Consider the following 12,488-nt stretch of genomic DNA (forward strand, 5'->3'; position numbering starts at 1 on the left):
CCGACCGCGAAGGCCGCGTCCCCCGCCCCGCCGGCTTCACCCCACCCGACTTCACCGGCCCCGGGTACACCCCACCCGACTTCACCGGACCCGACGCCGAAGAACTCACCGACCGCGAAGGCCGCGTCCCCCGCCCCGCCGGCTTCACCCCACCCGACTTCACCGGCCCCGGATACACCCCACCCGACTTCACCGGACCCGACGAGGTCCGCTGAACCCTCCGCTCCCCGGTCGGCGCCCCCGGACCGGGGGACATCCCCACCCCCGGTCCGGGGGCGGCCACCATCGTCCCGGGCCCCGCTGCCCGCCAGGCTGGAACCCACGAGTGGAGCACGACCCGGGGGAGACCAGCGATGCGCACCGGACCCGTCCGACCGGCCCGCACCGGACCGGCCCTGCTACTGGTCACCGCCCTGCTGGCGGCCCTGCTGGGGCTGCTCCCCGGCGTCGGAGCCGAAGCAGCCGCAGCCGAGGCGGCGGGCGACGCGCCCGCGGCGGGCGATCCGGTCCCCAGCCCGGTCGACTTCACCGGCGCCGGCGGCACCGTCCTGCACGGCCTGGTGCTGGCCGTGCCCGGCGCGAAGGCCGGCACCCCCGGCCCGGGACTGGTCATGCTCCCCGGGGCCGGCCCGGGCCCGCTCGCCGAGCTGCGGGCCGCCGCCGAGTCGTACGCGCGGCACGGCGTCACCGTCCTCGTCTTCGACAAGCGCACCGACGGCTACTCGACGACCCACCGGGACTACGGGCAGCTGGCCGACGACGCCCTGGCCGCCGTCCGGCTGCTGCGCGCCCGGCCGGAGGTCGCCCCGGACCGGGTCGGCCTGTGGGGCCTGTCCGAGGGCGCCTGGGTGGCCTCGCTCGCCGCCACCCGCACCACCGAGGCGGCGTACCTGGTCACCGTCGGGGCCGTCGGCCTCACCCCGGCCCGCCAGCAGGCCTGGGCGTACCGGGGCTACCTGCGCCACGCCGGCGTCTCCGGCTCGCTGGTCACCGCCCTCTCGGACACCTCCGTCCGCCTGCTCTCGGCGGCCGGGCTCTTCCCGGAGGCCGACTACGACCCGGTGCCGGTGTGGGAGCGGGTCCGCCAGCCCGTCCTGGCCGAGTGGGGCACGCTCGACCGCGAGGCCGCCCCCGAGGAGAGCGCGACGATCATCCGCCGGGCCCTCGACCGCGGCGGCAACACCCACTACACGCTGCGGACCGTCCCCGACGTCCGGCACAACCTGCACCTGACCCGGGACGACGGCTACGACCGGCCCGACCAGCTCCCCGCCGACTACGCCGGGACCGAGTCCGCCTGGATCCAGCGGCTCGCCACCGGCCTCCCCGCCGCCTCCGCCGACCCGGCCCCGCACCAGGACACCCGCAGCCTCGCGCTCGACCCGCTCCCCTGGTACGAGTCCACCTGGTTCGAGGTCGTCGCCACCCTGCTCTGCCTGACCGGCTTCGCGGGCTACGCGCTGAGCGGCGCCGTCCGCCGCCTGCGCCGCCGGCCGCGCCCGGCCGCCCTGCCCCGGGCCGCCCGCTGGGCCGCCCTCGCCGGAACGGCCGCCCTCCTGGGCGCCCTCGGCTACCTGCTCTTCCTGATGCTCACCGCCGCGATGTTCCCCGGCCCGGTCCTGTTCGGCCGCCCGGTGGTCTGGCTGGCCGTCCAGCTGCTCGCGCTGTTCGCCCTCGGGGCGGCCGCCGTCGCCGCGGCCGGCGCCCGGCGGGAGCGGGCCGCCCTGGCCGCCGCCTCCCTGGCCGACCGGGCGCGGCTGGGCGCCCTGCTGCTGGCCGGGCTGGTGTTCCTGCCCTGGGCCCTGTCCTGGGGACTGCTGCTGCCCTGACCCCCCGCCATCGGGGCAACGGCCCGCTCCCTCGCCCGGGGGAGCGGGTTCGGCCCGGATGAGGACGCCCCGGCCGGCCCGCTCCGGGAGGGTCGGAGCCGGTGGCGGACGGACCGCGTCCGCCCGGGTCGGGAGGCGGAACCATGGGCGCACGGACGATCACGGCACGACTGCACGGCACCCCCGCACCGGGCGTGCCCCGCTGGGCGGTCCGCACCGGGTACGCGATCACCCTGGCCGTCCTGCCCTCCTGCCTCTGGCGGATCGGCGGCTTCATCGTCGGCCTGCCGCTGCTCGACCACGGCCCGACACCACCGGAGCGGGACCCCGCCCCGTTCGACGGAGGCTGGGCGTACATCCTCGCGCTCAGCGTGGTCAGCGAGGCGCTGGCCCTCCTCTGCTTCGGCCTGGTCGCCCGCTGGGGCGAGGTGTGGCCGCGCTGGATCCCCCTCCTCGGCGGCCGCCCGGTCCCGGTGCTCGCCGCCGTCGTGCCGGCTGGACTGGGCTCCGCGGTGCTGATGGTCTTCCCGTACGCGATGGTGATGTTCTCGCTCGGCCTGACCGTCCGGGGCGACCGGGGCGGGGTCGTCACCCACGGCTGGCAGACCGTCGTGTTCTGGATCGGCTACCTGCCGCTGGCCGCCTGGGGTCCGCTCCTCGCCGTGCTCACCGTGCACTACTACCGTCGGCGCAGGGCGAGTTGAACCGCTTCGGGGCGGGCGCGGTCAGTCCGTCGCCGGCGCGCGGAGCGGCGCGCCCCCGGGCCGCTCCGCGACGACGTCCGTCGCCGCCCGGACGAAGGCGCGGACCCGGGCGGTGGTGTTGCTCTCCAGCCAGACCGGGCCGCGCTCGATCGGGGGCGCGTCGTGGATCGGCACGTACGCGACGTCCGGGCGCGGGTAGTAGCGGCGGGAGTGCTCGCCGACCGGGAGGACGCCGCGGCCCATCGCGACCAGGCTGAGCAGCTCGGAGAAGGTGCCGCCGGACGGGCCCTTGGGCACCGGACGGCCGGACGGGGTGCGGTCGGGGGTGCGGTCGCGCTTGAAGCCCGCCGAGGTGACGGCCGGGTACTGCACCACCGGGTGGTCGGCGAGCACCTCGACCGACACCGACCGCTCCGCGGCCAGCGGGTGCCCGGCCGCCACCGCGAGGACCCGCCGCTCGGTCAGCAGCACCGGGCCGCGGGCCATGCCGTCGAACGGGTAGGAGGCGATCAGGACGTCGACCGAGCCGTCCTCCAGGCTCGACCGGGAGTTGGACAGCTGCACCTCGCGCACGTCCACCCGACAGTCCGGGTGCCGCTCGCCGAACAGCGCGGCCGCCTTGAGCAGCACGGGCGCCGTCCACTCCCCGAGGAACGCCACCCGGAGCTCCCCGGTGACGCCCCGGGCGGCGTCCTCCGCCCGGCGCAGCGCCGCCTCCGTCGCCGCCGCCACCGGCACCAAGTCATCGGCCAACTGCCGCCCCAGCGCGGTGAGTCGGACCGACCGGCTGGTGCGGTCGAACAGCTGCGCACCGATCCGGCGCTCCAGTTTCCGCACCACCTGGCTGACCCGCCCCGTGGTCAGGTGCAGCCGCTCGGCGGTCCGCCCGAAGTGCAGCTCCTCGGCGAGCGCGAGGACGACCTCGATCTCCAGCCGCTCCAGCATCCCGGTCCCGCCCGCCCCTCGATCGTTGAATGCGGCTCAACGATCGTACGACGATCACGCGTTGATCAGGCCTCCGGCCAGGAGGATCGTGGAACCCGTCCCCAGCAGTCGCACCCGAGCGGAGCCGATCACCCATGCGCGTCGTAGCCTTCGACCACCTGGTCCTCAACGTCGCCGACGTCGAGCGTTCGCTGGCCTTCTACTCCGGCCAGCTCGGCCTGGCCCCCGTCCGGGTCGACGAGTGGCGGGCCGGCCGGGCGCCGTTCCCGTCCGTCCGGGTCGGCGCCGAGACGATCATCGACCTGGTCCACGGCCCCCGGCACGAGTCCAACGTCGACCACTTCTGCCTCACCGTCGAGCCCCTCGACTGGCAGGAGGTCATCGACGCCGGCACCTTCACCGTCCTCGAAGGCCCCGTCCCCCGCTACGGCGCCCGCGGCACCGCGACCTCCGTCTACGTCCAGGACCCGGACGGCAACACCGTCGAACTCCGCTGGTACCCCCAGGACGCCGACCGCTGAGCGGCGCCGACCGCCGAAGGGCGCCGACCGCCGAGCGGCGCCGCCCCCGGCCCGTGCACCGGGCCGGGACGGCACGCGGCCGGCCGCCGGGTCAGCTCCGGCCGGCGAGGTGCTCGACCAGCCGGTCGAAGCTGGAGTTCAGCCCCGCCTCGGCCTCCGGGCCGCGGTACATCTCCGGCACCCCGGTCTGGTGCAGCACCACCCGGGTGCGGCCCTCGTCGAGCCCGGTGAAGGTGAGGGTGGACCGCATGCCCGAGCCCTCCTCCACCATCGCGAAGAACTCGCCCGCCCGGATCTCGGTGATCTCCGCCTTCAGCGGGTACCGGTCGCCGGTCTCGTCGACCACCATGGTGCTGTCGTAGCGCCCGCCCTCCTTCGCCTCGATGGTCACGGTGTCCAGCGGCACGTGGGTGCCGACCGGACCCCAGAAGCGGACGAACTGCTCCGGCTCGAAGTACGCCTCGAACGCGGCGGCGGGGGCGCCCGGCAGCTCGCGGGTGATGGTCAGCTCGCCCAGGTTCTCGGTCATCTCGGAATCTCCTCCGTGGTCACGTCTGTCGCTTGCACAGGGGTAGACCGGGACCGCCCCGAGAACTCATCGCTCCCCGCGAAAGTTTTTCCGACGAGTTCTCCGGAGCTCTTCCGACGAGCTCTCCTGAGCCTGAGCCTGACCCGGAGCCGGTTCCCGCTGCCCGCTGCCCGCTGCCCGCTGCCCGCTGCCCGCGCAGCGCCGACGTCCGTCAGCCGAGCAGGAGTTCCGCCGCCGGGGTGTGGTTCCCGGTCGCGGAGGCGCCGGCCATCGCCGAGGCGGCCGTCGTCGGGTCGGTGCCGGGCGGCACCACCAGCAGCAGGAAGTGGTCCTGGAGGCCCCGGGTGACGCTGATCGTCGCGTCGCTGCCGGGGAACCAGTTGATCCTGATCATCAGGCCGTTCGCCATCACGGACCGGGGCACACCGTCCCACGCCGAGGTGTCGAGGCCGACCCGGAGGATGCGCCCGAAGTGGGCGCCGAGCGCGGTGATCAGGTCCGGCAGTTCGGTGCTGACCTGGTTCGAGCGGGGCCACCAGGCCCCGTCGAAGACACCCTCCCGCGACTGCGTCGGCTCCAGCTCCAGGCGCGGCAGCAGCGGCGCACCGGGCACCGTCCACGGCCCGGTGGGCGAAGGGTTGGGGAGGGGGATCGGCATCATCTGAGGCCGCCCGTCCGGTCCACGAGGGACCCGTCATGACCCAGGGCGACGTCGACGCTGATGCCGGTGTGCGGAATGTCCTCGGCTGCCTCCCACGCTACTCCGCCGCGACCTCCCCCGGGCCGCCCGTCACCCCGCTCTCCGCCCCGTCCCGCGCACCGCACTCCGCCCCGTCCGCCCGGGGAGTAGCCTCGGAGACATCCAGGGCAACCCGCATTCCGGTCCCGTTCCGGCTTCGTTCTGGGTGAAGGACAGCCCGGCAGGCCCCGCTCCGGCGGGCGGCCGGAGACGGGAAGCGGTGAACGCCGTGACCACTCACTCGCCCCAGCCCGCACGACCCTGCCACGGCCTCACGGTCGCCGATGCCATGGACCCCTGCGACTACCAGATAGCCGACGACAGCACCGTCGACCAGGCCGACGACGTCCTCCGCGTCGCCCACCTCGACTACCTGCTCGTCCGCGGCCACGACGGCCGCTGCGAGGGGCTGGTCACCCGCACCGGACTTCATCCGTTCCTCACCCGCTCCTGGTACGCCGAGCGGACCGCGATCAGCTCGACCACCCACCAGCGAGGCCCGTTCGCCTGGCCGACCATGGGCCTGGCCCTGGCCGCGATCGCCATGCGGATCAAGCACCTCGCGGTCTGGCCCGTCGTCGACGAGGACGGCTACATCCTCGGCGCGCTGACCGCGGACCGCGCCGCCGGCCTGCTCGCCACCGACCTGGTCGTCACCGTGCCCGCGTGACCCCGCCCCGCCGGCTCATGACGGGCCCGGGCCCGGGGCGAGCAGCCGGCGCAGTGCCGTGGGTGTGTGCCCCACGTGCTCGCGGACGACGCGGGTCAGGTGCGCCTGGTCGGCGAAGCCGAGCTGGGCCGCCAGGGCGGCGAGGCCGGGTTCGCCCTCGACGATCCGGTCCATGGCCCGGGTGACGCGTACGCGGTTGCGGTAGCGGGTCAGCGAGACGCCCGTCTCCCTGGAGAACACCCGGCTCAGCCGGTAGGGCGACACCTCCAGCAGCGCGGCCAGCGCGCAGAGCCCACCGGCCTCCGGGGCCTCCTCGATGATCGCCTCGCGCGCCGCCGCGGCCAGCGCCCGGTCGGCCGGCCGGCCTGCCCGCCGGGCGCGGGCGGTCGGCTCACCGGCCGCGGCCGCGACGAGGCGGAGCAGTTCCTCCGCCAGCGCGTAGTCGATGTCGCCGGTGCCCGCGGCGGCGACCAGACGGCGGTGGGCGAGGTCGACGCGCGCGTCGACGTACACCGTCGTCGCGGCGGGCGGGCGCCCGAGCAGGGAGGGCTCGAACCTGACCGACGTACAGACGTCGCCGCCGGCCGGGTGCGCGAAGCGCTCCTGCTCACCGGGCGCGCCCAGGTAGGCCGTGGTCGCGTCCAGATCGGTGTCGGTGCCGTCGGCCGACCGCCGGAACCTGCCGCGTCGCACCAGCACCAGGCGGTGGTCGTCGCGGCTCTCCGGCCGCGACCACCGGGTGTGGTCGGAGCGGCACCCCACCACGGTCACGGTGAACTCCGGCCGGGCGGCGAGGGTCGATGCGGACAGCATGCCGCGGACGGTACCCGCCGGGTACGACAGGACGGCCCGCAAGGATCTTCAAGACCTCCGGTGCCGTCACCCCGGATGCTGGGGCCCACGTGACGACAGGAAGGGAGCCATCCATGGCCGTCCACGCGGAGCTCACCGCGATCACCATCGACTGCGCCGACCCCCGGGCCCTCGCCGGGTTCTACCGCCAGGTCACCGGCTGGGACCTCGGGCAGGCCGACGACGACTTCGTCCAACTCGGCGCGGGGCCGGTCCGGTTGGCCTTCCAGCGGGTCGCCGGCTACCGGGGGCCCGGCTGGCCCGACGCCGCGAAGCACGCCCACCTCGACTTCACGGTCGCCGATCCCGAGGCCGCGGTGCAGGAGCTGCTCGCGGCGGGGGCGACCAGGCCGGAGTTCCAGCCCGGCGAAGGCGATTGGACCGTTCTCGCCGACCCCGAGGGCCACCTGTTCTGCATCGCTTCGGCCTGACGAGGAGTCGACCACCCATGGCCTCGATCCACAAGGAACTCGTCATCGACGCCCGCCCCGAGGCGGTGTGGTCGGTGCTCAGCGACTACGGCGCGGTGCACGAGCGGCTGGCGCCCGGGTTCGTCACCGACACCGTGTTGAGCTCGGACACGCGCACCGTCACCTTCGCCGACGGCACGATCGTGCTCGAACGGCTCGTCGACCTCGACCACGAGGCGATGCGGGTCGCCTACACGGTCGTCGGCGGCAGCCTCCACCCGTCCCACCACCACGCGTCCATGCAGGCCCTTCCGGAGGCCGGCGGCCGGACGAGGTTCGTGTGGCACACCGACGTCCTGCCCGAGGCCCTGGCCGCACCGATCGCCGAGTCCGTCGAGCACGGTTCGGCGGTGATCCGCCGCACGCTGGAGGCCGCCGCACCGATCGCCGACCCCGACGCCGGGAGGTAGCGGAGGACCGCGAAAGCGCCGCCCCGAGGTACTTCGGGGCGGCGCTCGGGTGTCCCGGGTCAGTCCACCAGCGGGAGGTAGACCTTGTTGCCCTGGGCCGCGAACTCGGCGGACTTCTCGGCCATGCCGGCCAGCGCCTCGGCGTCGAACTCGCTGGAGACGGCGGTGGATCCGTCGCCGTGCTCGTCGCGGATCTTCTGGGAGATCTTCATCGAGCAGAACTTCGGGCCGCACATCGAGCAGAAGTGCGCGGTCTTGGCGGGCTCGGCGGGGAGGGTCTCGTCGTGGAAGTCGCGGGCGGTCTCCGGGTCGAGGGCCAGGTTGAACTGGTCCTCCCAGCGGAACTCGAAGCGGGCGTCGGAGAGGGCGTCGTCCCAGGCCTGGGCGCCGGGGTGGCCCTTGGCCAGGTCGGCGGCGTGGGCCGCGATCTTGTAAGTGATCACGCCGGTCTTGACGTCGTCCCGGTTGGGCAGGCCCAGGTGCTCCTTGGGGGTCACGTAGCAGAGCATCGCGGTGCCCCACCAGGCGATCATCGCGGCGCCGATGCCCGAGGTGATGTGGTCGTAGCCGGGGGCGACGTCCGTGGTCAGCGGGCCGAGGGTGTAGAACGGCGCCTCGTCGCAGATCTCCTTCTGGAGATCCATGTTCTCCCGGATCTTGTTCATCGGGACGTGGCCCGGGCCCTCGATCATCACCTGGACGTCCCGCTCGCGGGCGATCCGGCCGAGCTCGCCGAGGGTCTTCAGCTCGGCGAACTGCGCCTCGTCGTTGGCGTCCGCGATCGAGCCCGGACGCAGGCCGTCACCGAGCGAGAAGGTGACGTCGTAGGAGGCGAGGATGGAGCAGAGCTCCTCGAAGTTGGTGTAGAGGAAGTTCTCCTGGTGGTGGGCCAGGCACCAGGCCGCCATGATCGAGCCGCCGCGCGAGACGATGCCGGTCTTGCGGCGCGCGGTGAGCGGGACGTAGCGCAGCAGCACGCCGGCGTGGACGGTCATGTAGTCGACGCCCTGCTCGCACTGCTCGACGATGGTGTCCCGGTACACCTCCCAACTCAGCTCCTCGGCGCGGCCGTCCACCTTCTCCAGGGCCTGGTACAGCGGCACGGTGCCGATCGGCACGGGGGAGTTGCGCAGGATCCACTCACGGGTGGTGTGGATGTTGCGGCCGGTGGAGAGGTCCATGACGGTGTCGGCGCCCCAGCGGGTGGCCCAGGTCATCTTCTCCACCTCCTCCTCGATCGAGGAGGTGACGGCCGAGTTGCCGATGTTGGCGTTGATCTTCACCAGGAAGTTGGTGCCGATGACGGCCGGCTCCACCTCGGGGTGGTTCACGTTGACCGGGATGACGGCCCGGCCGCGGGCCACCTCGGCCCGCACGAACTCGGGCGCCAGGCCCTCGCGCAGCGCCACGAACTCCATCTCCGGCGTCACCACACCCCGCTTGGCGTAGGCGAGTTGGGTGACGGCGGCACCACCGCGGCCGCGCAGCGGACGGCGCGGGCGGCCGGGGAAGACGGCGTCCAGGTTGCGCAGGTTCCCGCCGCGCGGCGAGGTGTGCTTGATCCCGTCGTCCTCGGGGCGCGACTCGCGGCCGTCGTACTCCTCGACGTCGCCGCGCTGGCGGATCCAGGGGTCCCGCAGCGCGGGCAGGCCGCGCCGCACGTCGGGCTCGTACGACGGGTCGGTGTACGGGCCGGAGGTGTCGTACAGCGGGACGGTCCCGCCGTTGGTGAGCCGCACCTCGCGGTACGGGACGCGCAGGTCGGGGCGCGATCCCTCGCGGTAGGCCTTGTGCCAGGCCGGGGTCGGGTAGCCGGTGCGCTCGCTGCTGGGGGCGCTCCGGACAGACTGCGGCTGTGCTTCGAACGTGGTCATCTGACCTCTACTCCCTACGCCGGCATTACCCGGTCAGGTTCCTGCGGTCGACGCAGCCGTCGGTCCGTCCGTCGACGTCCCGGTCAGCGTCCTCTCAGCCCGGTGCTCCGAGCTCCCGCGTCGCAGGCGGTGTTGCCTGCACACGACGCCCAACACCGTAGCGAGCGGATCGCCGCAGGTCCAGAGCGCCTCACGGGCCGGCGGCGGGTCCGCTTCGACGGCACCCCGGTGGCCGAAAGTGTCCGAACGCACCCTCATAATGCTCACGAATGCTCCGCAGGCACTCCACCGGGTCGCGCACGGCCCCTCCGTGCGGGCGACCGGCCCGGGGTGTCGCGGCTCTGACGATTCTTGGGGGAAGTACTCCGTGCGCATCCGTCACGCGGCCGGCCTGAGCGCCGCCGTGGTCTCCGCCGTGGTGGGCCTGCCACTGCCCGCGGTGGCGGCCGAACCGGCCGCAGTCCTGTACGTCGAAGGCTCCAACTCCGCCTGCTCGAACAGCGGTCCGGGCACCCGGGCGGTTCCGTTCTGCACCGTCCAGGCCGCCGCCGACCAGGTGCTGCCGGGCCAGACCGTGGAGGTCGCGTCGGGCACCTACGCCGAGGACCTGACCGTCCGGCGCTCCGGCGAGCCCGGCAGGCCGATCACCTTCCGCGGCGCCGGCCGCCTCGCCCTGAAGAAGACCCTTCCGGTCATCGCCGGTCCGCAGAAGCAGGCGGTGAGGATTTCCGGCCAGCACGACGTCGTCTTCTCCGGCTTCGACGTGACCCACTTCGAACTCGACGGGGTCAGCCGGGTCGAGCTCTCCGGAAACTTGATCGAGCAGCCGAACGGCGACGTCCTCCGGCCGGCCGTCAACGTCACCGGCGCCAGCGACCACGTCCGGGTCGAGCGCTCGATCGTCAGTCTGGCCAGCGGCGGCGTGAAGGTCGGGCCGGGCATCTCCGGGACAGTGATCGCCGGCAACGACTTCAACTCCACGTTCGGGTCGGCCGTGTCGCTGACCGACGCGCCGAACACCGTCATCACCCACAACACGGTGCGGTTCCAGTGGTCGGTGTCGACCGCCTTCGACCTGGCCGGCGCGTCCCACCACGCGACGATCACGAACAACCTCGCCGACATGTCCGTCGTCCGGGTGTCGGCCGGCTCGACCGAGGGCACCGTCCTCGACTACAACACCATCCAGCCCCCCGGGCTCGGCCACATCCCCACCTACGAGTGGGGTGGCACCAAGTACCAGTGGGCCGAGAACCTGAAGGCCGCGACCGGCCAGGGCGGCCACGACCTCAACGTCAGCGTGCAGTTCGACCCCGACCTGTGGGGGTACTCGATGCCGGTGGCCGCCCTCGGCTGGCTGCCCAACGGCGTGATCGACTCCGCCGGCCCCGAGGTGCCCGGCGTCTCGGCCGTCGACCTGCTCGGCCACGGCGCGACGGACCACCCGGACGTCCCCAACACCGGCCCGGACGGCGGTTTCCGCGACCGCGGCGCGTACGAGGTCGTCGGCTCCTTCAAGACCGACCTCAAGGTGACCCCGGAGACCGGCTCCGACCCGCTGGCCGTCACGGTCGACGCCAACCCCGTCGTCCCGTCGCGGATCACCGACTACTCCTACGACTTCGGCGACGGCACCACCGCGTCGGGGCCGAACCGCCCCACCGTGCGCCACGTGTACGCCAAGCCCGGCGACTACCGGGTGCAGCTCACGACCACCGACGAGTTCGGCGCCAGCCGGACGGATGTGCAGTGGAGGAAGGTCGACTACACCCCGGCCGGCTACACCGCGATCGCGCCGACCCGCATCCTGGACTCCCGCCAGCCGGGCGGCCGCTACCCGCGGCTCGGCCCCGGCGAGACCATCGACCTGGACCTGCGCAACCGTGTCTCCGGCTCGGCCGGCACCCTGGTGCCCCCGGGCGCCACGGCCGTCGTGCTCAACCTGACCGCCACCGAGGGCACCGCCGACAGCCACCTGGACGTCTACCCGTCCGCCGCCGCCCGGCCGACCACCTCGAACGTGAACTTCGGCCCCGGCCAGGACGTCGCCAACCTGGTGACCGTGCCGATCGGCCCGGACGGCAGGGTGGTGGTGCGCAACAACGCGGGCTACGTGCACACCGTCGCCGACGTCCTCGGCTACTTCACGGCCGGCAGCCCCGACCGCTTCACCTCCGTCGCCCCGGCCCGGCTGCTCGACACCCGCTCCGACGCCACCCCGCTGACCGGAGGCACCCCCCGACGGCTCCAGGTGGCCGGCGCCGGCGGCGTCCCGGCGGGCGCCACCTCGGCGGTGCTCAACGTGACCGCCACCGAGTCCGCCTCGGCGGGCTTCGTCACCGTCTACCCCGGCGGAACCCAGCGCCCCGCGGCCGGTTCCAACCTCAACACCGCCCCGGGCCGGAACATCCCCAACCAGGTGGTGGTCCCGCTGGGCGCGGACGGCAGCGTCGAGCTCTTCACCAACGCCTCCAGTTCGCACCTCGTGGTCGACGTCTTCGGCTACTACGGCCCGGACGGCAAGGGCCTGTTCACCCCGGTCCCCCCGACCCGTCTGCTGGACTCGCGGGGCAACGTCACCTTCACCCCGTTCTCCACCCAGCAGGTCCGGGGCGTGCCTTCCGGCGCGACCGCCGCGGTGGTCAACCTGACGGCGACCGGCACCACCGGGGCCACCCACCTCACCGCGTGGGCGTCCGGGACGCCCCAGCCCGACACCAGCAACCTGAACGCCAGCCCGGGGCTGGACGTCTCCAACCACACCACCGTCCCGGTCGACGACGGAGGCCGGTTCGACATCGCCAACCACGCCGGCACCACCCAGGTCATCGCCGACCTCTTCGGCTACTACCGCAACCAGTAGCAGCACTCCGGACACCGGAGAACGCCAGAGGCCCGGCTCCCCGTCTCGCGGGGGGCCGGGCCTCAGGGCGGCGGTCGGGGCG

General features: G+C 73.8%; 12 protein-coding genes, 1 pseudogene and 1 riboswitch. Of the genes and pseudogenes, 8 read left to right on the forward strand and 5 right to left on the reverse strand.

Going from position 1 to position 12,488, the window contains the following annotated elements; genetic code table 11:
- The 3 genes and pseudogenes from ACFY4B_RS23890 to ACFY4B_RS23900 all read left to right on the forward strand — a co-directional run.
- Positions 1-215 (forward strand): annotated as a pseudogene (locus ACFY4B_RS23890) (hypothetical protein); the annotation flags it as partial.
- 138 nt (positions 216-353) lie between these two features.
- On the forward strand, positions 354-1,829 hold the full coding sequence (locus ACFY4B_RS23895; RefSeq protein WP_387970818.1) for an alpha/beta hydrolase family protein: 1,476 nt from the start codon (positions 354-356) through the stop codon (positions 1,827-1,829).
- A gap of 143 nt (positions 1,830-1,972) precedes the next feature.
- Positions 1,973-2,533 carry a hypothetical protein gene (locus ACFY4B_RS23900; RefSeq protein ID WP_387970821.1) on the forward strand — a complete coding sequence of 187 codons (561 nt, stop codon included), beginning with the start codon at positions 1,973-1,975 and terminating at the stop codon, positions 2,531-2,533.
- Positions 2,534-2,554: 21 nt separating this feature from the next.
- On the opposite strand, the gene ACFY4B_RS23905 is transcribed toward ACFY4B_RS23900, so the two are convergent.
- The gene (locus tag ACFY4B_RS23905) at positions 2,555-3,478 is read right to left on the reverse strand and encodes a LysR family transcriptional regulator (protein ID WP_387970824.1); all 924 of its coding nucleotides are present in this window, start codon (positions 3,476-3,478) and stop codon (positions 2,555-2,557) included.
- Positions 3,479-3,612: 134 nt separating this feature from the next.
- Between ACFY4B_RS23905 and ACFY4B_RS23910 the strand changes: the two genes are divergently transcribed.
- Positions 3,613-3,999 carry a VOC family protein gene (locus ACFY4B_RS23910; protein ID WP_387970826.1) on the forward strand — a complete coding sequence of 129 codons (387 nt, stop codon included), beginning with the start codon at positions 3,613-3,615 and terminating at the stop codon, positions 3,997-3,999.
- Positions 4,000-4,090: 91 nt separating this feature from the next.
- Here ACFY4B_RS23910 and ACFY4B_RS23915 read toward each other — a convergent pair whose 3' ends face one another.
- Together ACFY4B_RS23915 and ACFY4B_RS23920 are read right to left on the reverse strand one after the other, a co-directional pair.
- The gene (locus tag ACFY4B_RS23915; protein ID WP_049659222.1) at positions 4,091-4,528 is read right to left on the reverse strand and encodes an SRPBCC domain-containing protein; all 438 of its coding nucleotides are present in this window, start codon (positions 4,526-4,528) and stop codon (positions 4,091-4,093) included.
- A 211-nt stretch (positions 4,529-4,739) separates the two neighbouring features.
- Positions 4,740-5,189 carry a DUF5994 family protein gene (locus tag ACFY4B_RS23920; RefSeq protein ID WP_375876529.1) on the reverse strand — a complete coding sequence of 150 codons (450 nt, stop codon included), beginning with the start codon at positions 5,187-5,189 and terminating at the stop codon, positions 4,740-4,742.
- Between the two features lie 307 nt (positions 5,190-5,496).
- Between ACFY4B_RS23920 and ACFY4B_RS23925 the strand changes: the two genes are divergently transcribed.
- The gene (locus tag ACFY4B_RS23925) at positions 5,497-5,937 is read left to right on the forward strand and encodes a CBS domain-containing protein (protein WP_387970830.1); all 441 of its coding nucleotides are present in this window, start codon (positions 5,497-5,499) and stop codon (positions 5,935-5,937) included.
- 15 nt (positions 5,938-5,952) lie between these two features.
- Here the strand turns inward: ACFY4B_RS23925 and ACFY4B_RS23930 are convergent, their stop codons facing one another.
- Complete coding sequence (locus tag ACFY4B_RS23930; RefSeq protein ID WP_387970833.1) at positions 5,953-6,750, reverse strand: helix-turn-helix domain-containing protein; 798 nt, start codon at positions 6,748-6,750, stop codon at positions 5,953-5,955.
- Positions 6,751-6,863: 113 nt separating this feature from the next.
- Here ACFY4B_RS23930 and ACFY4B_RS23935 point away from each other — a divergent pair, with 113 nt between their 5' ends.
- A complete protein-coding gene (locus ACFY4B_RS23935; RefSeq protein WP_387970836.1) occupies positions 6,864-7,220 on the forward strand; it encodes a VOC family protein in 357 nt (118 codons plus the stop codon).
- A gap of 17 nt (positions 7,221-7,237) precedes the next feature.
- A complete protein-coding gene (locus ACFY4B_RS23940) occupies positions 7,238-7,669 on the forward strand; it encodes an SRPBCC family protein (protein WP_387970839.1) in 432 nt (143 codons plus the stop codon).
- A gap of 59 nt (positions 7,670-7,728) precedes the next feature.
- On the opposite strand, the gene thiC is transcribed toward ACFY4B_RS23940, so the two are convergent.
- Positions 7,729-9,543 carry a phosphomethylpyrimidine synthase ThiC gene (gene thiC / locus ACFY4B_RS23945; protein WP_375876532.1) on the reverse strand — a complete coding sequence of 605 codons (1,815 nt, stop codon included), beginning with the start codon at positions 9,541-9,543 and terminating at the stop codon, positions 7,729-7,731.
- A riboswitch (TPP riboswitch) is annotated at positions 9,538-9,672 on the reverse strand. Its footprint overlaps the gene before it by 6 nt.
- Positions 9,673-9,910: 238 nt before the next feature.
- On the opposite strand from thiC, the gene ACFY4B_RS23950 reads away from it, so the two are divergent.
- Positions 9,911-12,406, forward strand: a complete 2,496-nt coding sequence (locus ACFY4B_RS23950) for a PKD domain-containing protein (protein WP_387970842.1) — start codon at positions 9,911-9,913, stop codon at positions 12,404-12,406.
- Positions 12,407-12,488 lie beyond the last annotated feature (82 nt).

It is taken from the genome of Kitasatospora sp. NPDC001261, from assembly GCF_042896795.1.
Lineage (GTDB): Bacteria > Actinomycetota > Actinomycetes > Streptomycetales > Streptomycetaceae > Kitasatospora.

Coding starts and splice junctions, on each gene's coding strand:
- ACFY4B_RS23920 (WP_375876529.1), bottom strand. CDS start 5,189: ATGATGCCGATCCCCCTCCCCAACCCTTCGCCCACCGGGCCGTGGACG.
- ACFY4B_RS23895 (WP_387970818.1), top strand. CDS start 354: ATGCGCACCGGACCCGTCCGACCGGCCCGCACCGGACCGGCCCTGCTA.
- ACFY4B_RS23900 (WP_387970821.1), top strand. CDS start 1,973: ATGGGCGCACGGACGATCACGGCACGACTGCACGGCACCCCCGCACCG.
- thiC (WP_375876532.1), bottom strand. CDS start 9,543: ATGACCACGTTCGAAGCACAGCCGCAGTCTGTCCGGAGCGCCCCCAGC.
- ACFY4B_RS23940 (WP_387970839.1), top strand. CDS start 7,238: ATGGCCTCGATCCACAAGGAACTCGTCATCGACGCCCGCCCCGAGGCG.
- ACFY4B_RS23935 (WP_387970836.1), top strand. CDS start 6,864: ATGGCCGTCCACGCGGAGCTCACCGCGATCACCATCGACTGCGCCGAC.
- ACFY4B_RS23910 (WP_387970826.1), top strand. CDS start 3,613: ATGCGCGTCGTAGCCTTCGACCACCTGGTCCTCAACGTCGCCGACGTC.
- ACFY4B_RS23915 (WP_049659222.1), bottom strand. CDS start 4,528: ATGACCGAGAACCTGGGCGAGCTGACCATCACCCGCGAGCTGCCGGGC.
- ACFY4B_RS23930 (WP_387970833.1), bottom strand. CDS start 6,750: ATGCTGTCCGCATCGACCCTCGCCGCCCGGCCGGAGTTCACCGTGACC.
- ACFY4B_RS23905 (WP_387970824.1), bottom strand. CDS start 3,478: ATGCTGGAGCGGCTGGAGATCGAGGTCGTCCTCGCGCTCGCCGAGGAG.